This window comes from Nocardia sp. NPDC003269 (genome assembly GCF_042888005.1).
Taxonomy (GTDB): domain Bacteria; phylum Actinomycetota; class Actinomycetes; order Mycobacteriales; family Mycobacteriaceae; genus Nocardia.
Window position 1 is genome coordinate 214,754 of sequence record NZ_JBIAPA010000002.1, and the last position, 18,480, is coordinate 233,233.

Genomic DNA, 18,480 nt, shown 5'->3' on the forward strand with positions numbered 1-18,480 from the left:
GGCCCGCTGAGAAGCGGATTCGGCGTGTTCCGCGGGGTAACTGTTACCTGTCGGAATGGTGCGTTGGGAGGCTGACCGGGGCGGACGCACGTACTCTCGTAAGGAGTCACCAGGTGCTGCGGCCTGCGGGAGCAAATACACAGGCACCCGTCGGGTCGCGCCGGCTAGGAGGTGTGCGATGAGCATTCAGTCCGATCTCGGCCCCGACGTGCGGACGCACGAGGCCGAACCGCTGGCTCGCACGGAGTACGGAACGGTCAGCGGCGCCTGGGACGGGCCGATCGCGGTCTGGCGCAGCGTCCCCTACGCCGCCGCACCGGCCGGACCCGACCGCTTCTCGCCGCCGCGGCCGCCGCGCGCCTGGGACGGCGTGCGCGATTGCGTCGTCTTCGGTGACATCGCCCCGCAGGCGATGGGCGCGATGGTGCCCGTCGACTCCGATCTGGCGATGGGCGAGGACTGTCTCTGGGTCAACGTCTGGTCGCCGCGCCCCGAGCCGAGCGACGACGCGCCGCGACCGGTGATGGTGTGGCTGCACGGCGGCGCCTACTGCCTCGGCACCGCGGCGCAGACCATCTACGACGGGCGCAAACTGGCCGAGGCCGGTGACGTGGTCGTCGTGTCGGTGAACTACCGGATCGGCGTGCTCGGCTTCCTCGACCTGTCCTCGTTCGGCACGCCGTTCACCCCGAACCTCGGCCTACGCGATCAGCTGGCGGCGCTGGCCTGGGTGCGCGACAACATCGCCGCGTTCGGCGGCGACCCGGACAATGTCACGGTCTTCGGTGAGTCCTCGGGCGCGGGCTGCGTCACGGCGCTGCTCACCTCGCCGGCGGCGGCCGGGCTGTTCCACAAGGCGATCGCCCAGAGTCCGCCCGCCACCACGGTCTTCGGGCAGGAACGCGCCGCCGTCGTCGCGCAGCGCTACCTGGAACTGCTCGAACTCGGCCCCGGCGAGACGGATCGGCTGTTGGACCTGCCGATCGAGCGGCTCGTCGAGGTGGGCGCGGTGCTGCTCGACGAGGTGCCGATCAACGAACCGGGCAGGCTCGCGGCGGCGCCCGTCGTCGACGGTGATCTGTTGCCCGGCTACCCGATCGACCTCTTCCAGCAGGGGCGTTCGCATCGGGTGCCGCTGCTGATCGGGACCAACCGGGACGAGGCCTCGCTGTTCCGGGTGCTGCGCTCGCCGATCATGCCGGTGACACCCGACGCGGTGAACGCGATGCTGCGCGATGTCGCGGCCTCGCATCCGGAGATGTCGCCGGAGCGGATCGCCGAGATCACCTCCGCCTACCCGGATCTGACGAAAACCCGTGGGGCGCTGGCCATGTCGACCGACGCGGCCTTCCGGATGCCCGCCGCCTGGGTCGCCGAGGGCCACGCCCAGCACTCGCCGACCTGGATGTACCGCTTCGACTACGCGACCCCGATGCTGAAGGCGGCCCGGGTCGGTGCCGGGCACGCCACCGAATTGCCGTATGCCTTCGGCAATTTCGGCACGCTGAACCACGACCCGACCTTCTGGCTCGGCGGCCGCAAGGCCTCGGTCGCGGTCTCGGGCCGGATGCAGCGCCGCTGGCTGGCCTTCGCCGAACACGGTGTCCCCGCGGCCATCGACGGTTCCAAGCACTGGCCCCACTACCGCCCGTCGGCCCGCACCACCCTGCTCATCGACACCATCGACCGCGTCGTCGACAACCCCGACGCCGACCTGCACACCGCCTGGGGCGACCAGGCGGTCGGCTTCAGCTAGGCGAGCAGTCCCAGGATCGGCGCGCCGAGCGCGCCCAGCCAGTGCGCGAGGGCGGTGAGCGGGCCGGCCACGGCGGTCGCCGCGCCCGCGACCACCGTGGCGGCCTGGGCGATCCGGGTCAGCCGCGCGGAGATCTGTTCGCGGTCGGGCTGTGGCCGGGCGAGTTCGCGCTGGACCGCGGCCGCGTCGTCGGCGGCGCGGTCCATGCCGAGCCGGCGCAGGGTGGCCTCGAGTTCGACGGCGAAGTCGACGGTCTGGGTGGCGGTGAAGGTGCCGTGCTGACCGCCGTGGATGGTTTGGTCGCCGGCGACGTTGTTGATGTTGCCCTGCTGCGAGCCGATATTGAAGACCACGAGATTTTCCCCTTATCTGACGAACGGTGAGTTCCACGCGTGCCGTGGGTCCCGGTCGACCTTGCGGACGCGGGCGGCCGCGACGATCCACATGATCAGGCCGATGATCAGCAGGAACTGACCGACGAAGGCCACCGCGAAGCAGATCAGCCCGGCGGGCATGCCGAGGCTGGTATCGGGGCCGAAGAACAGCATCCCGTCGGGCGGCCCCGCGCTCGCGTCGCCGAACGTGGCGTTCAGCTCGCTGATCCCGTCGATCAGGAAATACCCGTAGCCGATGCCGCCGCCGACCAGCATGAACATGCCGATCCAGAACACCCAGCGCGCCTTGGTCCTGGATGCCGCGACCGCGCGCAGGAAACTCTCCCGCTGCTCGATATAGCTGTTGATCTGATCGCGCCCGACATTGTTGATCTGGTGCCCGGTCTGCCGCTCCACCGTGAAGGTGACCGGGTCCGGCGGTGGCCTGCGCACGGCCGAACCCGGCATCGTCACGGTGGGCGGCCCCTGCTCGAAGCGCGCGTCGACATTGCCGAAGGTGAGGATGTCGCCGTCGCGCAGCGGGCGCAGACCCGCGATCAGCTCACCGTCGACCCTGGTGCCGTTGGCGGAACCGAGGTCTTCCACGGTGGCGCGACCGGCGGTGAGATCGATGGCCGCGTGCGCGGCGCTGAGATAGCGGTCGTCGAGGCGCAGGTCCGCCCGCGCGCCACGGCCGATCAGCTGCCGACCAGCGGTGAGCGGCAGAACAGTACCCGCCAGTTCCTGCGGGTGGAGGATGACGAGCCTCTCCATACCGCGAATGTTCGCAGGGTCGAGAACCGCCACGCCCGCGTACTTCACTACCTGTTTTCGGACGACGAAGGGCCGCTACCGGATGTTCGGTAGCGGCCCTTCGCGCGATCGTTCAGACGTCGGTGGAGAAGCGGATGCCGCCGTCGGGGATCTCCACACCCGGCCACACCCTGGCACCGCGCAGCAGTTCACAGCGGGCGCCGATATTGGCGCCGTCGCCGATCACACCGTCGCGGACCAGCGCGCGCGGACCGATCCGGGCGCCGAAGCCGACGATGGAGCGTTCGACGGTCGCGCCCGCTTCGACGATCGCGCCGTCGAAGATGACCGCGCCGTCCAGGCGGGCACCGGCGCCGATCTCGGCGCCGCGGCCGACCACGGTACCGCCGATGAGCAGCGCGCCCGGCGCGACACCCGCACCGGGATGCACCAGCGACTCACCCCGCTGACCCGGCAGCGCGGGCGAGGGGGCGATGCCGCGGACCAGGTCGGCCGAGCCGCGCACGAAGTCCTCCGGGGTGCCCATGTCGCGCCAGTAGGAGGCGTCGACGTGGCCCTGCACCCGCGCGCCCTCGGCCAGCAGCGCGGGGAAGACCTCGCGCTCGACCGAGACCGGGCGACCGGTCGGGATCTTCTCGATGTACTCGCGGCGGAACACGTAGCAGCCCGCGTTGATCTGGTCGGTCGGCGGATCCTGGGTCTTCTCCAGGAACGCGGTGACCCGGCCGTCGGCGTCGGTCGGCACGCAGCCGAAGGCGCGCGGGTCGCTGACCCGGACCAGGTGCAGGGTGACGTCGGCGTTGGTCGACTCGTGGGTGTCGAGGATCGCGCCCAGATCGGTGCCGCCCAGGACGTCGCCGTTGAACACCATGACGTTGTCCGCGCGCAGCTTGGGCAGCACGTTGCGGATACCGCCGCCGGTGCCGAGCGGCTCGGTCTCGGTGACGTACTCGAGCTCGAGCCCCAGTTCGGAGCCGTCACCGAAGTGCTCTTCGAACACCTCGGCCTTGAACGAGGTACCCAGCACCACGTGGGTGATCCCGGCCTCGGCGATGCGGGCCAGCAGGTGGGTCAGGAACGGCAGCCCGGCCGTCGGCAGCATCGGCTTGGGCGCCGAGAGGGTGAGCGGACGCAGCCGCGTGCCCTGTCCGCCGACGAGGATGACCGCGTCGGTGCCTGAGTTGCCTGCCATCGAGTTTCCCCTGTTCACAGTGACGGCGCCCCTGTCAGGCGCCGGTGCGCGCTTTCTCGCGCAGCGCCGATCGAACCGCAATCCGGGAGCGAACCGCAAGTCCGGCGCGCAGTGCGCCCCGCAACGGCGCCTGCCACCAGTGCGGATGCCGGTCGGCCTGGAAGCGGTAGGCGCTGGCGTGGTGGGCGGGCAGCATCAGTTCGGGATGCTTGCCCGCGGCGTGGCCCTTGGCGTGGGTCACCTCGGCGTCGGGGACGAACACATTGTGCCAGCCCGCCTTGCCCATGCGGTCACCGAAGTCGACGTCCTCCATGTACATGAAGTAGCGCGAGTCGAAGCCGTCGATGGTGTCGAAGGCGGCCCGGCGCACCAGCAGGCAGGAGCCGGACAGCCAGCCGACCACCCGCTCGGAGATCTCCTCGTTCTCCTGCCGGTAGCGCACCGACCAGGGGTTCTTCGGCCAGATCGTGCCCAGGATGGCGTGGCCCGCGCCGTCGGCGAGGCCGGGGACCCGGCGCGCGGACGGGTAGACGCTGCCGTCGGGCTCACGGACCATCGGCCCGAACGCGCCGGCCCGTGGCCAGCGCTGGGCGGCCGCGAGCATCTTGTCGATGGAATCGACGCCCCACCGGATGTCCGGGTTGGCCAGGATCACGAACTCGATCGACGGGTCGATCTCGGCGACGGCCCGGTTGATGGCGCCGCCGTAGCCGATGTTGCCGCCGGTCCGCAGCAGCCGCACGTGCGAGTTGGCCTCGGCGACGAGCTCGGGCACGCCGTCGGTCGAGCCGTTGTCGGCCAGGATCACCTGCGGCTTCTCGCTGGTGGCGTCGGCCAGGGTGGTGATGAAGTGCTCGAGGTGCTCGCCCGGTGAATAAGTCACCGTGACGACGGCAAGGCCCGCAGGGGCCGCGGAATCGGCTGCGTTCACGACTGGGCAGCCTAGTCGGACAGACGCCGGAGTGCGTCGGCTAGTGCGGAACGCCAAGGCCGCAACGGGGTGAGACCGGCCGCGTCCCACGCCGCGGGGGACAGCACCGAATAGGACGGTCGCGGTGCGGGTCTGGGAAAGGCGCTCGAATCGCACGGCAGCACCCGCGCCGGATCCGCCCCGACCTCGGTGAAGACGGCGACGGCCAGATCGAACCAGGTGGCGGTGCCGGAATTGGTGGCGTGCAGCACCCGCGGCGCGGCGGGCCGGGTGCTCAGCTCGAGCAGCGCGGCCGCGAGATCGGCGGCGCTGGTGGGGGAGCCGAGCTGGTCGTCGACCACGGTGACGGTCTCGCGTTCGCGTTCCAGCCTGCGCATGGTCGCGACGAAATCCCCCTCGACACCGGAGTACACCCAGGCGGTGCGCACGACCTGCGCGTCGGGGCTCAGCTCCAGCACCGCCCGCTCGCCCGCCAGTTTCGACTGGCCGTAGACCGTCGCCGGTCCGGTGCGGTCGTCCGGTTCGTAGGGCGTGCTCGCGGTGCCGGGGAAGACGTAGTCGGTGGACACGTGGATCAGCCGGGCTCCCGCCGCCGCACAGGCGGCGGCCAGCACGGCGGGGCCGGTGGCATTGGCGGCGAAGGCGGCGTCGCGATCGGATTCGGCGGCGTCGACCGCGGTGTAGGCGGCGCAGTTGAGCACCACCGCGCCCGGGCTCAGGACGGCGTCGACGGCCGTGCGATCGGTGATATCGAGCTCGGCCCTGCCGTAGCCCGACGCCGCGGGCGCGAGCCGCAGGATCTCTCGCCCCAGCAGGCCACGCGCTCCGGTTACGATCAGCCGGGAGGGGACGGGGAAATCGGGGTTCACGCGGCCAGTCTGGCACGCCGGAACACCTGCGGTTCGGCGTGACTGTGGTAACTGTTGGTTAGCCTGTGATGGCCGGTTTCGGTGGACGAGCCCAGGCACACGAGATGGTGGGGTTTGCCGGGGATTCGGAGCCGAGCGCGGAGTTCGTCGAGAGGATCACGAGTGCGAGAGTCGACACGACCACCCACGGTCGCCACCCAGACCGGTGCCGGTCCGGTGCAGGTGATGGTGGCGATCGCGGCGGTGCTGGTGCTCGCCCTCACCGGATTCGCGTGGCGCAGTGTCGACAACCTGATCGCCAATATCGATCGCATCGGTGGCCTCGGGCTCGGCGGCGGCCGTGACGGCGCGGTCGACATCCTGCTCGTCGGCGTCGACAGCCGCACCGACGCGCACGGCAACCCGCTGACCTCGGCCGAACGCGCGATGCTGCACGCGGGCGACGAGGTGGGCACCAATACCGACACCATCGTGCTGGTCCGGGTGCCCAACGACGGCCGCTCGGCCACCGCGATCTCGATCCCGCGCGACTCCTACGTCGACGTGCCCGGCCAGGGCAAAGCCAAGATCAACTCCGCCTACGGCTCCACCAAGGAGGCCGAACGCGCCAAGCTGCTGGCCAAGGGCAGCTCCGAGGCCGACGCCGAACGCGAGTCGACCAAGTCGGGCAGGCAGGCGCTGATCAAGTCGGTGGCCTCGCTCACCGGCATCACTGTCGACCATTACGCCGAGGTCAGTCTGCTCGGCTTCGTGCTGCTCACCGATGCCGTCGGCGGGGTCGAGGTGTGCCTGAACAACGCGGTGGACGAATGGATGTCGGGCGCGGACTTCCCGGCCGGACAGCAGCGCCTCGACGGGCAGCAGGCGCTGAGCTTCGTGCGCCAGCGGCACGGGCTGCCGCGCGGTGACATCGATCGCATCGTGCGGCAGCAGGTGTTCATGGCCCAACTGGTCGGCCAGCTGCTCAATGCCAAGATCCTGGCGAATCCGGGCAAGCTCGGCGAGATCAGCGAGGCGGTCGGGCGCACGGTGGTGCTCGACGAGGACTGGGACGTGCTGGCCTTCCTGCAGCAGCTCAAGGACCTGTCCGGCGGCAAGGTGGAATTCGAGACCATCCCCGTCGCCGACCTCAACAGCATGACCTCGGCGGGCGAATCGGTGGTCCGGGTCGAGCCGAAGGCGGTGCAGGACTACGTCGCCGGGCTCGTCGGCGAGGAGAAGAAGGGCGGCGGCGACGCGCCGAAGCTCGACCCGTCGACGGTGACGGTGAGCGTTTTCAACGCGGGCGGCAAGGCCGGGCTGGCCGCCAAGGTGTCGAGCGCGTTGACCGGCAAGGGTTTCCGCGAGGGCCTGGTGGGCAATTACTCCGGAGGCAGCGTGAGTTCGAGCCGGGTGCTCGCCGCGGACACCGGGGATCCGAAGGCCGCGGCGGTGGCCGAGGCACTGGGCGGTCTCACCGTGGTCGCGGATCCGTCACTGTCGGCGGATACCGTGAGCGTGGTGCTGGCGAGCGACTATTCTGGTCCGGGCTCGGCCGCGGCAGGCATGTTCGATTTCGACGGAACATCCTCGGCGACCGCGACGCCAGTACCGCCAGCCCCGCCGATCGACGCAGGCCAGAACGGACCGAAATGCGTGAACTGACCCATGCGTGAGCCGAACTCGACCCTCACCGACGTCCTCCTCGACCCGATTCTCGAACGCGACCCGGCCGGTCCGCGCGTCACCTGGTACGACGACGCCACCGGCGCCCGCATCGAGCTGTCGGGCCTGACGCTGGCCAACTGGGCAGCCAAGACCGCCAATCTGCTGCGCGACGAGTTCGCGCTCAGTCCCGGCGCCAGGGTCGCCGTGCTGCTGCCCGCGCACTGGCAGACCGCGGCCGTGCTGCTCGGCTGCTGGTGGGCGGGCACCGAGGTGGTGCTCACCCCCGATCCCGACGCCGACCTAGCGCTGGTCACCCCCGACCGGCTCGACGACGACGCCGACGGCGTCGACGAGGTGGCGGTGCTGTCGCTGGACGCGATGGGCACCCCGGTGCGCGATGTCCCGGTCGGCGTCACCGATTTCGCGACCGCGGTGCGCGTGCACGGCGACCAGTTCCTGCCCGGTGGCTTCCGGGCCGCGCTCGACGGACTGTCGGTGGGCGAGGTACTCGCCGAGGCCAGGAAGTCGGCGGCGCTCCAGGGAATCTCCGCCGGTGACCGGGTGCTGTCGAGCGCGCCGTGGGAGACCGTGACCGAGCTGATCGACGGCTACATCGCGGTGCTGTACGCCGGTGCCTCCCTGGTCCAGGTCGTCAATCCCGATCCGGCCGCCGTGGAGCATCGGGCCACCACCGAGCGGGTCACCGTCCGGCGCTGACCCGGGCCGCGTCTCCTACCCAGGTATAGGTCGATCTCCGACTGGAACACGTTCCGCCGGCGTGCCGGTAGCCGTACGGTGGAGGCATCCATTCGGCAGAGCGGCAGGGGTGGCGATGAACGCGCAGTACTGGTTGCGATGGTCGGCCGAGCACGGAGCGCCACGGGCGGTCCTGCGCTGGCAGGTGCGCAAGGGTGACCCGTTCGCCATCCTGCTCAGTGGACAGCGCGGCCTGCACGACCCCTACCCGCTGATCGACGAACTGCGCGCGCCCGGCGGACTGCTGCGGACCCCGCTGTCCTACGCGGCCTTCGACCACGGCCAGGTGCGGGCCATCCTGCGCGACACCCGATTCGGCGTGCGGCAGGCACTCGGCGGCGATCTGCCGGGACCGTGGCGCAAGCTGGCCGCGCTGGTCACGTTGCCGCCCAACCCGGTCGAGCCGCCGTCGATGCTGGTCCTCGATCCGCCCGAGCACACCAGGATGCGCAAGCCGGTGGCCTCGGCGTTCACCCCGCGCGCCATCGCCCGGCTGCGGGATCGGGTGGAGGTGGTCACCGCCGAACTGCTCGACGCGATGCCCGCGCACGGATCGGTCGACCTGATCACCGATTTCGCCGCCAGGGTGCCGATCGCGATCATTGCCGACATGCTCGGCTTCCCCGCCGCCGACCGCGACCTGTTCCTGCGCTGGGGCGACCGGGTGACGCCGCTGCTCGACATCGGCACCTCGTGGCGCACCTACCGGGGCGCGATGCTCGCGATCGAATCGATGGACGACTACCTGGCCGCCCACATCGCCCAGCTGCGCCGCGACCCCGGCGAGGACATCCTCTCGACCCTGGTCCGCTCCGGCGACCTGGACCTGCGCGAACTCCAGGCGGGCGCGAGCCTGCTGATGGGCGCCGGTTTCGAGACCACCGTCAACCTGATCGGCAACGCCATCGCGGCGCTGTCGGCCAACCCCGATCAGCTCGCGCTCGCCCAGGCCGATCCCGACCGCTGGTCCGACGTGGTGGAGGAGACCCTGCGCTTCGACCCGCCGGTGCAGACCACCGCGCGCCAGGCGCTCGAGGACGTCGAGATCGACGGCGTCACGGTGCGGGAGGGCCACACGGTCATCCTGTCGCTGGCGGGTGCCAACCGCGATCCCGCCGTCTTCGCCGACCCCCACCGCTTCGACATCGACCGCCCCAACCTGCGCGAACACGTCGCCTTCAGCAGCGGCATCCACGCCTGCCTCGGCGCCAGCCTGGCCCGGATGGAAGCCGTGCACGCGTTGCGCGCGCTCTACACCCGCTACCCGAACCTGCGGCTGCGCGAGGCGCCGGTGCGGCGAAACCTGTTCACCCTGCACGGTTTCGAGCACATGCCGGTCGACCTCGGTCCGGTCGCGCGGACGCCGGCACCCGACGATCTGGCAGGCGCCGCGCACCTGTCTTGATCGGGTGCGGGCCGGGTGACCGCGGCGGGCAGGTGCTCGAGCTCCGTCGGCCGTCGACACCCGACCGGGTGAACGTGCCCGGCCTACGCGCCGGCGCGCCAGCGGTAGCGGGTCTTGGGGCGGCCGGCGCGGCCGTAATCGGCTCGGCGCTCGGCCAATCCGTCGTCGGCGAGCTTCTCCAGGTAGCGCCACGCGGTGATGCGGGAGACGCCGACGGCCGCGGCGGCATCGGTCGCGGTGATACCGGACTCGGCCGAGCGCACGGCCCGCGAGACCTCCTCGAGCGTGTGCTGCACCACGCCCTTCGGCGCGCCCGCACGCTGGTCCGCGGTGCGCAGGGCGCCGAGAGCGCGGTCGATGTCGTACTGCGACAGGGCGGCTTCGCCCGCGGGGAGCGCGGTGTCGAAATCGCGGTAGCGCTCCAGCTTCTCGCGGAACGCGGCGAAGGTGAACGGCTTGAGCAGATACAGCACCACGCCGTGCGCCACGGCATTGCGCACCATGGTCAGCTCGCGGGCGGAGGTGATCGCGATGACGTCCGGCCGCGGTTCGAGACCGTTGAGCGCGGCGGCCACCTCGAGTCCGCTGATGTCGGGCAGGCCGATGTCCATCAGCACCAGGTGGAACGGATTGCCGTCCGCGATCGCCTCGGCGGCCAGCGTGAGCGCGTCGCGACCGGTGTGCGCGACGCCGCCGGTGACGAACCCGTCGAGCCGCTCGAGATAGGCCCGGTGGGCCTGGGCGATCAACGGCTCGTCCTCGACGATCAGGACCCGGATCATGTCTTCTCCCTCAGCGGAATGCGAACGTTGACCGCGCTGTGTGGTGCGGCCGTGGTGGTGATGGCGCCGCCGTGCCGATCGACGAGGCGGTGCACGAGTGCCAGGCCGAGTCCGGCGTGGTCGGTCTTGGTGGTGTAGCCGCGTTCGGCGGCCCGCGAGAACATCTGCGCCGACATGCCGGGTCCGCTGTCGGCGACCCGGACCACCAGCTCGCCGTCGCAGTGGAACACCGACACCTCGACCCGCTTGTCGACGGTGCCCGCCGCGGCGTCGATCGCGTTGTCGACCAGGTTGCCGACCAGCGTCACCGTCTCCTGCGCCGAGAGCGGATCGGTGGAGTCCAGCGCGGTGTCCTCGCTGATCGCCAGGCTCACCCCGTGCTCGGCGGCCTGGTCGACCTTGCCCAGCAGCAGCGCGGCCAGTGCCGCGTCCCCGACGGCGGACAGCAGCCGGTCGATCAGGACCTGCGAGAGCCGCAGCTCCGCGGTGGCGAAGGCGACGGCCTCCTCCGGGCGGCCCAGCTCGACCATGGTGACGACGGTGTGCAGCTTGTTGGCCGCCTCGTGCGCCTGCGCCCGCAGCGACTCGGCGAACCCGCGCACCGAGTCGAGCTCGCCGAGCACCGCGCGCAGTTCGGTCTGATCGCGGATGGTCAGCACGGTGCCGATCGGGCGGCCCTCCCAGCTGACCACGTCCTGGTTGACCAGCAGCACCCGGTCGGTGGTCACGTGCGTCTCGTCGCGCACCACGCCCCAGCGCATCTGCTGTAGCGAGGTCGGCAGGTCGGTGCGGTGCACCGGGCCGTCGGGCAGGTCGAGCAGGGTGCGCGCCTGATCGTTGACCACCTCGGCGGGCCCCGGCGCGGTCCCGAACACCACCAGGCCCTCGTGCACCGAGTGCAGCACCGCGTCGTGGTGCTCGTAGAGCGCGCGCAGCTCGTCGGGGGCCAGGCCGTGGGTCTGGCGGCGCAGCCTGCGGCTGATCAGGAACGACGAGCACGCGGCCAGCGCGAGCCCGGCCGCGGAGACGCCGAGGATCACCGGCACCTGCGAGGCCACCTGGGTGCCGATCCTGGCCCTGGTGACCCCGGCCGAGACCAGCGCGACCACCCGGCCGCTGTCGTAGACCGGGGTGACCGCGCGGATCGACGGTCCGAGCGAACCGGTGAATGTCTCGGTGAGCGTCTGCCCGGCCAGGGCCGCGTCGATGCTGCCGGTGAACGGTTTGCCGATCATGTCGGGATTGGTGTGGGTGTAGCGGGTGCGATCCGGCGCCATCACCACGATGAAGTCCATGCCGGTGTCGACGCGGATGCGCTCGGTGGTGGGTTGCAGCAGTCCGCTGGGGTAGGGCGAGTTGACCGCGGCCAGCGTCGACGGTGCGCGCGCCACGGTCACCGCCACGTCGCGGACCTGCAGTTCGGTGGCCACGTCGTGGTCGTGGCGGGCGTCGAAGACCGCCAGGATGGTCCCGGTCCCGATCATCAGGGCCAGCACCACCAGCTGCCAGACGAAGGCCTGCCCGGCGAGCGACAGCCGCACTCGTCGCATCTTGCCCTCCGACCTCGTCTTGAACGTTATGCACCAAATGTGATGGGAGTCACAGTGGTTCCGGATGATTGTGCGCCATGAGCACAACCGCCGCACCATCGCGGAAACGCGACCATACCCATTGGCTGTACATCGCGGTGATCTTCGCGGTCCTTGCGGGCATCCTGGTCGGCCGGCTGGCGCCGGAATTCGGTCAGTCGCTGGCGCCGCTGGGCACCCTGTTCGTGAACCTGATCAAGATGATGATCGCACCCGTCATCTTCTGCACGATCGTCCTGGGCATCGGATCGGTGCGCGCGGCCGCCACCGTCGGCAAGGTCGGTGGCCTGGCCATCGCCTATTTCCTGGCGATGTCGACGGTCGCGCTCGGCATCGGGCTCGTCGTCGGGAACCTGATCGAGCCGGGCACCGGGCTGGGCGCCGGCACCGCGGGCGCGGGCGCCAAGTACGCCGAGCAGGCGCACGGCGCGGGCGGCACCTGGGACTTCATCCAGGCCATCGTGCCGACGACGCTGGTGTCGTCGCTGACCGCGGGCAGCGTGCTGCAGGCGCTGTTCGTCGCACTGCTGGTCGGGTTCGCGGTGCAGGCGATGGGGGAGGCGGGCGCGCCGATCCTGCGGGCGGTCGCGCTCGGGCAGAAGCTGGTGTTCCGGATCCTGTCGATGATCCTGTGGCTGGCCCCGATCGGCGCGTTCGGCGCGATCGCCAACGTGGTGGGCCGAACCGGCTGGTCGGCGGTCGTGCAGCTGGCGACGCTGATGATCGCGTTCTACCTGACCTGCCTGGTGTTCGTCTTCGGCGTGCTCGGGGTGGTGCTGCGACTGGTCTCGGGGGTGTCGATCCTGAAGCTGTGCCGGTACCTGGCGCGCGAGTACCTGCTGATCGTGGCGACCTCGTCCTCGGAGTCGGCGCTGCCCCGGCTGGTGGCGAAGATGGAGCACGCGGGCGTGGAGCGCACGACGGTGGGTGTCGTTGTGCCGACCGGATATTCGTTCAACCTCGACGGCACCGCGATCTACCTGACCATGGCCTCGATCTTCATCGCCGACGCGATGGGCAAGCCGCTGAGCCTGGGGGAGCAGATCGGCCTGCTGCTGTTCATGATCATCGCGTCCAAGGGCGCCGCGGGTGTCACCGGCGCCGGCCTGGCCACGCTCGCCGGTGGCCTGCAGAGTCACCGTCCGGAACTGCTCGACGGTGTCGGCCTGATCGTCGGCATCGACCGCTTCATGTCCGAAGCCCGTGCGCTGACGAACTTCTCGGGCAACGCGGTCGCCACCCTGCTCATCGGCACCTGGACCAAGACCGTCGACGCCGACCGCGCCCGCCGCGTCCTCGATCGCGAACTGCCCTTCGACGAGGAGACGATGGTCGACGATCATCCGGTCGACGTCGCGGAACCGGCGCCGAAACCCGTTCCGGTGTCGTGACCGACGCGAAAGGCCCCGCGGTGCTCGCGGGGCCTTTCGATGGGCGCGGGATCAGGCGCGCGCCCACTTGTCCGGGTTCAGGTGGTACTGCACCAGGGCGGTCGCGTGCCCGTGGCCGAGACCGTGCTCGGTCTTGAGCCAGGTCACCAGCGCCGCGTGCTTGGTCTCCGTCGCCGCGCCGAGGAGGGCCAGCCACTCGTCGACGGTGCGGCCGTACTTGGCCTCGATGGTGGGGAAGTAGGACGCGGGGCCGTGCGGTGCGTTCGCCATGGTGGTTCCTCCTCGGTGGTTGCTCGTTGTCGGTGAAGACGGTGGGGCGGCGCGGAATTCATCGCGTAGTGACCGGCGTCACGCCGCGACGGCGACCCGCTGGTCGACGGTGGCGTCGGTGCCGGCGCGGTGCTCGCGGAGCAGCAGCCCGCCGGCCAGGGCGACGAGCACGGCCGTGAAGCCGTGGATGCCGAAGGCGGCGGCCGGGGAGCCGTCCCAGCTCAGCACCGTGAGCATGTCGCCGGCCGGGATCAGGGCCAGCACCAGCATCGTGATGCCGAGCGCGAAGCGCTGGCGGGCGGCCAGCAGCGCGATGATCAGGAGGCCGCTGACGGTATCGCGCACGCCCTTGAGATTCAGGAAGGCCACCGCGTCGCCCTGGGGCCAGGTGGGCAGGCCGAAGCCGGTGGCGATGGTCTCCGGGGTGATCAGGTAGCTCAGGCCGATGTAGAGGATGAACGCCGCGCCGAGTGCGGAGAGGGCGGTGGCGGTGCGCGAGACGGTCATGGTGTGCTCCTGGTCTGTATTGCTCTGCTCTGAAATCTAGCGTTGCTAGGTGATGGGAGAACGATAGCGTGCGCCCCGCTCTCTTGTCTAGCGTTGCTAGAATTTCGAGCATGAGCACGCAAACCCGTAGGGAACGTGAACGCGCCCAGCGACATCAGCAGATCATCGACACGGCCAGGGAGCTGGCCGAGGCGGAGGGCTGGGACGCGGTCACCATCCGCAAACTGGCCGACCGCATCGAGTACAGCCAGCCGGTGCTCTACAGCCACTTCGCCAACAAGGCCGCCATCGTCGGCGCCGTCGCTCTGCAGGGCTGCGTGGAACTGGCCGAGCAGGTGCGCCTGGCCAGGGAGAGCGCGACCGACCGCACCGAGATGTTCGACAAGGTCGCCCGCGCCTACCTCGACTTCGCCGCCGCCAACCCGGCCCGCTACGACGCGATCTTCGTGCTCACCACCGATCTCACCTTCGGCCTGGACGCCCCGCAGCCGCTGCGCGACGCCTTCGCCGGCCTCGAGGCGATGTTCAGCTCGGGCGCCGAGGGCGACGAACTCGGCGCGCGCACCGAGGTGGCCTGGGCTTCCATGCACGGCATCGCCACGCTGGAACGCAGCGGCAGGCTGCGCCCGGAGCTGCGCGAGCGGCGGATCGCCCTGCTGGTCGAGAGCTGGGCCGCCTTCGCCTGAGGTGACCGACGACTCGTCGGCGGCGGTCCGCGCGCCGCGTAGGTTGGAGTCGACGGCGCAGGTCGCCCGCGGCGGCCGAGGGCGAAGGGACAGCGGATGGCTGAGGTCGTAGTAGTCGGGTCGGGGCCCAACGGCTTGGCCGCGGCGGTGATCGCGGCGCGCGCCGGGCTCTCGGTGCGGGTGCTCGAGGCTCAGGAACAGCCGGGCGGCGGGTCACGGACCGCCGAGCTCACCCTGCCGGGCTTCCACCACGACATCTGCGCCGGCGCCCATCCGATGGCGTTGGCCTCGCCCTTCTTTCGCGCCTTCGACCTCCCGGCGCACGGCGTCGACCTGCTGACCCCCACCATCTCCTACGCGCACCCGCTCGACGGCGGCAGCGCCGGGTTGGCGTGGCGCAACCTCGAATCCACGATCGCCGACCTGGGGCGCGACGGCCCGGCCTGGCGTGCGCTGTTCGGTCCGCTGGTCGAGCACTGGCCCGACGTGGTCGACCTGGCCATGTCGGATCTGCGGCATCCGCCGACCCGGATTCCCACCGCCGTCCGCTTCGGCCTGCGCCTGCTCGAACAGGGATCGCCCCTGTGGAACAACCGCTTCCACGACGAGGTCGCGCCCGCGCTGCTGACCGGCGTGGCCGCCCACGCGATCACCCCGCCGCGCGCGCTGCCCGCGGTCGGCGCCGCCCTGCTGCTCGGCACCCTGGCCCACGCGGGCGGCTGGGTGATTCCGCGCGGCGGCAGCCAGGCGATCCCGAACGCGCTGATCGCCGAGCTGGAACGGCTCGGCGGCGAGATCGTCACCGGACACCGGGTCGACGACTTCACCGAACTGGCGCGGGCGCGCGCCGTGCTGTTCGACACCTCGCCCGCCGAACTCCTGCGCATCGCCGGGGATCGCCTGCCCTCGCGGTATCGCGAGCGCCTCGGCCGGTTCCGCTACGGCGGGGCCGCCTGCAAGGTCGACTTCGCGCTGTCGGGTCCGGTGCCGTGGACCGCGCCCGGCTGCGAGCTGGCGGGCACCCTGCACCTGGTCGGTACCCGCGCCGAGGCGATGCGCGCCGAACGCCGCGTCGCCGCGGGCGAATTCGCGGAGCGACCGTATGTGCTGGCGATCCAGCCCGGCGTCGTCGACCCGACCCGGGCTCCCGAGGGCAAGCACACCTTCTACACCTACGCGCACGTCCCCAACGGCTCCGACCGCGACATCAGCGAGACCGTGATCGCCCAGGTCGAGCGGTTCGCCCCCGGCTTCCGCGAGCTGATCCTGGCGAAACACGTGACCCCGGCGGCCTTCATGCCCGCGCACAACGCCAACTATGTCGGCGGCGACATCTCCGCGGGCGCGATGACCCTGCGCCAGACCGCCTTCCGCCCACTGGCCCGCTGGAACCCCTACTCCACCCCGATCCCCGGCACCTACCTGTGCTCGTCGTCGACCCCACCCGGCCCCGGCGTACACGGCATGCCCGGCCTGCACGCCGCCCGCCAGCTGCTACGCACCCGCTTCGGCATCGTCACCGACCCCCTCGACCTCCTGCGCGGCGCGGCCCCCGCCTACCACTGAATCAGGGTGTCGCGCGGACCGATTCGGGCCGGAAGACGTCGGGTTCCAGGTAGACGGTGCAGACGTGTGGCGCTGCCACCCGGATGCGGTGGTCGGCGTCGTCGATGGCCGCGCCCACCTCGCTGATGTCGAGCCCGGGGCGCATCGCGATCTTGGCGTTCACCAGCAGATCCTCCGGACCGAGGTACTGGGTCTGGATCCGGACGACCCGCACGATGCGGGGGTCGGCGAGCAGGGCGCCGCGAATCGCGGTGTCCTCCTTGGCCGTGGCGCCCTCGCCGATGAGCAGGCTCTTCGTCTCGACGATCAGTACGATCGCGTTCACGCCGAGCAGCAGGCCGATCAACAGGGTGCCGATGCCGTCCCACACCCCGTTGCCGGTGAGCATCGTCAGGCTCACCCCGGCCAGCGCGAATACCAGACCGATCAGCGCGCCCAGGTCCTCGAGCAGCACCACCGGCAGCTCGGGATTGCGGGTGGTGCGGATGAAATGCCACCAGCCGCGCTCGCCCTTCAACGGCGCGGACTGCTTGCGCGCGGTGCGGAAGCTGAAGCCCTCGAGCACCATCGACACCAGCAGGATCACGATCGCGACCGACGGCGACTCGATCCCGTGCGGCGACATGATCTTGTGGATCGCCTCGTTCACCGCGAACAGCGAGCCCATGGTGAACAGCACCAGCGCGACGACGAACGAATAGAAGTACCGGTTGCGCGAATACCCGAACGGGTGCAGCGTGTCCGGGTCCCGGCCCGCCCGATGCTGCCCGACCAGCAGCAGCGCCTCGTTGGCGGTGTCGGCCACCGAGTGCACGGACTCGGCGAGCATCGACGACGAGCCGGTGATGAACGCGCCGATGAACTTCGCGGTCATGATGCCCGCGTTCGCCGCCAGCGCGGCGACGATCGCGATCTTGCTCTCTCCACCCGCACCGGCCATGGCACCGAACCGTACCCGCTCGACCGCGCCGGACCACCCCGGCGCGAGGACGTGTCGACCGAAGCGAATCGCCGCCGTCCCGGGCGGGACGACGGCGATTCGGTGCGCCGGACGGATCAGACGGACTGGGTCCGGTACAGATCGGGCTCCAGGTAGATCAGCCGCGCGGTGGGCACCGCGGCGCGCACCCGCACCTCGGCGGAGTCGATGGCCTCGGCGATGTCGGCGATGTCGAGGTCCGGCGCGATCGCGACCTTGGCGGCGACCAGCATCTCCTCCGGGCCCAGGTACTCGGTCTTGAGGTGGATCACCGAGGTGATCTTCGCGCCGTCGACCAGATTGGCGCGGATGGCGTCGTCCTGCTCCGGGGTCGCGCCCTCGCCGATCAGCAGGCTCTTCATCTCCACGATCAGCACGACCGCGATGACGCCGAGCAGCACACCGATGGCCAGGGTGCCGATGCCGTCGAAGATCGGATCATCGGTGACCATGGTCAGGCCGACGGCGCCGAACGCGATCACCAGACCGATGAGCGCGCCGGTGTCCTCGAGCAGCACCACCGGCAGCTCGGGGCTGCGCGAGTTGCGGATGAACCGCCACCAGCTGGCGTCGCCCTTGAGCGGCCTGGACTCGCGGACCGCGGTGATGAAACTGAAGGTCTCCAAGCCGATCGCGATGCCGAGGATGACGATCGCGACGATCGGCTGACTCAGCTCCTCGGGATGCTGGATCTTGTGGATGCCCTCGTAGATCGCGTACACCGAGCCGAGGGTGAACAGCACCAGGGCGACGACGAAGGAGTAGAAGTAGCGATTGCGCCCGTACCCGAACTGATGCAGCTCGTCGGCGTCCTTGGCCGCCGCGCGCTGACCGAACAGCAGCAGACCCTGGTTGGCCGTGTCGGCGACCGAGTGCACCGCCTCCGCCATCATCGACGCCGATCCGGTGATCGCCGCGCCGACGAACTTCGACACCGCGATTCCCGCGTTGGCCGTCAACGCGGCGATGATCGCCTTCTTGCCACCACCAGCCGACATACCCGGCC

General features: G+C 70.6%; 18 protein-coding genes. 7 read left to right on the forward strand and 11 right to left on the reverse strand.

What is annotated here, in order from left to right; all coding sequences use genetic code 11:
• Positions 1–178 precede the first annotated feature (178 nt).
• On the forward strand, positions 179–1,756 hold the full coding sequence (locus tag ACFYWJ_RS11675; protein WP_355276190.1) for a carboxylesterase/lipase family protein: 1,578 nt from the start codon (positions 179–181) through the stop codon (positions 1,754–1,756).
• Here the strand turns inward: ACFYWJ_RS11675 and ACFYWJ_RS11680 are convergent.
• The 5 genes from ACFYWJ_RS11680 to rfbD all read right to left on the reverse strand — a co-directional run bounded on the left by ACFYWJ_RS11680 (position 1,753) and on the right by rfbD (position 5,896).
• Positions 1,753–2,109 carry a hypothetical protein gene (locus tag ACFYWJ_RS11680; RefSeq protein ID WP_355276189.1) on the reverse strand — a complete coding sequence of 119 codons (357 nt, stop codon included), beginning with the start codon at positions 2,107–2,109 and terminating at the stop codon, positions 1,753–1,755. The two genes, ACFYWJ_RS11675 and ACFYWJ_RS11680, sit on opposite strands and share 4 nt — an antisense overlap.
• A 12-nt stretch (positions 2,110–2,121) precedes the next feature.
• Positions 2,122–2,904, reverse strand: a complete 783-nt coding sequence (locus tag ACFYWJ_RS11685; RefSeq protein ID WP_355276188.1) for an FHA domain-containing protein — start codon at positions 2,902–2,904, stop codon at positions 2,122–2,124.
• Between the two features lie 112 nt (positions 2,905–3,016).
• Positions 3,017–4,096 (reverse strand): NDP-sugar synthase, encoded by a 1,080-nt coding sequence (locus ACFYWJ_RS11690; RefSeq protein ID WP_355276186.1) that lies wholly within the window; start codon positions 4,094–4,096, stop codon positions 3,017–3,019.
• Between the two features lie 34 nt (positions 4,097–4,130).
• The gene (locus ACFYWJ_RS11695) at positions 4,131–5,027 is read right to left on the reverse strand and encodes a glycosyltransferase family 2 protein (protein ID WP_355276184.1); all 897 of its coding nucleotides are present in this window, start codon (positions 5,025–5,027) and stop codon (positions 4,131–4,133) included.
• 11 nt (positions 5,028–5,038) lie between these two features.
• Positions 5,039–5,896, reverse strand: coding sequence for a dTDP-4-dehydrorhamnose reductase (gene rfbD, locus ACFYWJ_RS11700; RefSeq protein WP_355276183.1), 858 nt, complete (start codon positions 5,894–5,896; stop codon positions 5,039–5,041).
• A gap of 225 nt (positions 5,897–6,121) precedes the next feature.
• Between rfbD and ACFYWJ_RS11705 the strand changes: the two genes are divergently transcribed.
• The 3 genes from ACFYWJ_RS11705 (at position 6,122) to ACFYWJ_RS11715 (ending at position 9,704) form a co-directional block, all read left to right on the forward strand.
• Positions 6,122–7,540: an LCP family protein gene (locus ACFYWJ_RS11705; protein WP_355276551.1), complete on the forward strand. Its 1,419-nt coding sequence runs from the start codon at positions 6,122–6,124 to the stop codon at positions 7,538–7,540.
• Positions 7,541–7,543: 3 nt separating this feature from the next.
• Positions 7,544–8,260, forward strand: a complete 717-nt coding sequence (locus tag ACFYWJ_RS11710) for a TIGR03089 family protein (RefSeq protein ID WP_355276181.1) — start codon at positions 7,544–7,546, stop codon at positions 8,258–8,260.
• Between the two features lie 115 nt (positions 8,261–8,375).
• Positions 8,376–9,704, forward strand: coding sequence for a cytochrome P450 (locus tag ACFYWJ_RS11715; RefSeq protein WP_355276179.1), 1,329 nt, complete (start codon positions 8,376–8,378; stop codon positions 9,702–9,704).
• A gap of 83 nt (positions 9,705–9,787) precedes the next feature.
• Here ACFYWJ_RS11715 and ACFYWJ_RS11720 read toward each other — a convergent pair whose 3' ends face one another.
• On the reverse strand, positions 9,788–10,486 hold the full coding sequence (locus ACFYWJ_RS11720; RefSeq protein WP_316575908.1) for a response regulator: 699 nt from the start codon (positions 10,484–10,486) through the stop codon (positions 9,788–9,790).
• Positions 10,483–12,036 (reverse strand): sensor histidine kinase, encoded by a 1,554-nt coding sequence (locus ACFYWJ_RS11725; protein ID WP_355276178.1) that lies wholly within the window; start codon positions 12,034–12,036, stop codon positions 10,483–10,485. The genes ACFYWJ_RS11720 and ACFYWJ_RS11725 overlap by 4 nt, the downstream gene beginning before the upstream one ends.
• A gap of 77 nt (positions 12,037–12,113) precedes the next feature.
• Between ACFYWJ_RS11725 and ACFYWJ_RS11730 the strand changes: the two genes are divergently transcribed.
• The gene (locus tag ACFYWJ_RS11730; protein ID WP_355276176.1) at positions 12,114–13,466 is read left to right on the forward strand and encodes a cation:dicarboxylate symporter family transporter; all 1,353 of its coding nucleotides are present in this window, start codon (positions 12,114–12,116) and stop codon (positions 13,464–13,466) included.
• Between the two features lie 51 nt (positions 13,467–13,517).
• Here ACFYWJ_RS11730 and ACFYWJ_RS11735 read toward each other — a convergent pair whose 3' ends face one another.
• Entirely contained in the window at positions 13,518–13,736 is a 219-nt protein-coding gene (locus ACFYWJ_RS11735; RefSeq protein WP_355276174.1) for a DUF4287 domain-containing protein, read from the reverse strand.
• 78 nt (positions 13,737–13,814) lie between these two features.
• Complete coding sequence (locus ACFYWJ_RS11740; protein WP_355276173.1) at positions 13,815–14,243, reverse strand: DUF4267 domain-containing protein; 429 nt, start codon at positions 14,241–14,243, stop codon at positions 13,815–13,817.
• A gap of 110 nt (positions 14,244–14,353) precedes the next feature.
• Here ACFYWJ_RS11740 and ACFYWJ_RS11745 point away from each other — a divergent pair, with 110 nt between their 5' ends.
• Positions 14,354–14,929, forward strand: a complete 576-nt coding sequence (locus ACFYWJ_RS11745; RefSeq protein ID WP_355276171.1) for a TetR/AcrR family transcriptional regulator — start codon at positions 14,354–14,356, stop codon at positions 14,927–14,929.
• Positions 14,930–15,025: 96 nt separating this feature from the next.
• On the forward strand, positions 15,026–16,495 hold the full coding sequence (locus tag ACFYWJ_RS11750) for an NAD(P)/FAD-dependent oxidoreductase (RefSeq protein WP_355276169.1): 1,470 nt from the start codon (positions 15,026–15,028) through the stop codon (positions 16,493–16,495).
• Between the two features lies 1 nt (position 16,496).
• On the opposite strand, the gene ACFYWJ_RS11755 is transcribed toward ACFYWJ_RS11750, so the two are convergent.
• Complete coding sequence (locus tag ACFYWJ_RS11755) at positions 16,497–17,435, reverse strand: cation transporter (protein WP_355276168.1); 939 nt, start codon at positions 17,433–17,435, stop codon at positions 16,497–16,499.
• 116 nt (positions 17,436–17,551) lie between these two features.
• Complete coding sequence (locus ACFYWJ_RS11760; protein WP_355276167.1) at positions 17,552–18,472, reverse strand: cation diffusion facilitator family transporter; 921 nt, start codon at positions 18,470–18,472, stop codon at positions 17,552–17,554.
• Positions 18,473–18,480: the final 8 nt, after the last annotated feature.

Coding starts and splice junctions, on each gene's coding strand:
- ACFYWJ_RS11675 (WP_355276190.1), top strand. CDS start 179: ATGAGCATTCAGTCCGATCTCGGCCCCGACGTGCGGACGCACGAGGCC.
- ACFYWJ_RS11685 (WP_355276188.1), bottom strand. CDS start 2,904: ATGGAGAGGCTCGTCATCCTCCACCCGCAGGAACTGGCGGGTACTGTT.
- ACFYWJ_RS11690 (WP_355276186.1), bottom strand. CDS start 4,096: ATGGCAGGCAACTCAGGCACCGACGCGGTCATCCTCGTCGGCGGACAG.
- ACFYWJ_RS11705 (WP_355276551.1), top strand. CDS start 6,122: ATGGTGGCGATCGCGGCGGTGCTGGTGCTCGCCCTCACCGGATTCGCG.
- ACFYWJ_RS11710 (WP_355276181.1), top strand. CDS start 7,544: ATGCGTGAGCCGAACTCGACCCTCACCGACGTCCTCCTCGACCCGATT.
- ACFYWJ_RS11715 (WP_355276179.1), top strand. CDS start 8,376: ATGAACGCGCAGTACTGGTTGCGATGGTCGGCCGAGCACGGAGCGCCA.
- ACFYWJ_RS11720 (WP_316575908.1), bottom strand. CDS start 10,486: ATGATCCGGGTCCTGATCGTCGAGGACGAGCCGTTGATCGCCCAGGCC.
- ACFYWJ_RS11725 (WP_355276178.1), bottom strand. CDS start 12,036: ATGCGACGAGTGCGGCTGTCGCTCGCCGGGCAGGCCTTCGTCTGGCAG.
- ACFYWJ_RS11730 (WP_355276176.1), top strand. CDS start 12,114: ATGAGCACAACCGCCGCACCATCGCGGAAACGCGACCATACCCATTGG.
- ACFYWJ_RS11735 (WP_355276174.1), bottom strand. CDS start 13,736: ATGGCGAACGCACCGCACGGCCCCGCGTCCTACTTCCCCACCATCGAG.
- ACFYWJ_RS11740 (WP_355276173.1), bottom strand. CDS start 14,243: ATGACCGTCTCGCGCACCGCCACCGCCCTCTCCGCACTCGGCGCGGCG.
- ACFYWJ_RS11745 (WP_355276171.1), top strand. CDS start 14,354: ATGAGCACGCAAACCCGTAGGGAACGTGAACGCGCCCAGCGACATCAG.
- ACFYWJ_RS11750 (WP_355276169.1), top strand. CDS start 15,026: ATGGCTGAGGTCGTAGTAGTCGGGTCGGGGCCCAACGGCTTGGCCGCG.
- ACFYWJ_RS11755 (WP_355276168.1), bottom strand. CDS start 17,435: ATGGCCGGTGCGGGTGGAGAGAGCAAGATCGCGATCGTCGCCGCGCTG.
- ACFYWJ_RS11760 (WP_355276167.1), bottom strand. CDS start 18,472: ATGTCGGCTGGTGGTGGCAAGAAGGCGATCATCGCCGCGTTGACGGCC.